The following is a 385-nucleotide window of genomic DNA, read 5'->3' as shown; positions in this document are numbered from 1 at the left end:
GAATTGACCACCGTTTCATGGTTTGGCCTCGGGCCGACCGAGAACTATCCCGATTCTCAGCACGCCGCCATCTGGGGACGCTGGAATGGAGAGGTGGATGACCTGCAAACCCCCTATGCCATGCCCCAGGAGAACGGCCTTCGCCAGGGAGTCCACGAACTGACGATCAGCGGTTCGAACGGCGGCCTGCGGATCACTGCAGACGGTAGCTGGCCGGCATTCGCGGCCCGGCCGTGGACTTCACAGGCCTTGCTGACTGCCGCCCATACCTGGGACCTGAAGCCCGACGGGCACACCTGGCTTACCTTGGACGCCGTGTCAGCCCCGCTTGGATCGACGTCCTGCGGCCCGATGCCGATCATGTCTCACCGACTGTATGCCCAAC

1 pseudogene is annotated in these 385 nt (G+C 63.6%); it reads left to right on the top strand.

Features of this window, described 5'->3' with window-relative positions:
• Positions 1–385: pseudogene (locus EOC83_RS32680) on the top strand (benzaldehyde dehydrogenase); the annotation flags it as partial.

Source organism: Mesorhizobium sp. Primo-A (genome assembly GCF_003997175.1).
GTDB classification, from domain to species: Bacteria; Pseudomonadota; Alphaproteobacteria; order Rhizobiales; family Rhizobiaceae; genus Mesorhizobium; species Mesorhizobium ciceri.
The sequence above is the reverse complement of the archived record's forward strand: the minus strand, read 5'-3'. Positions and strand labels throughout refer to the sequence as shown.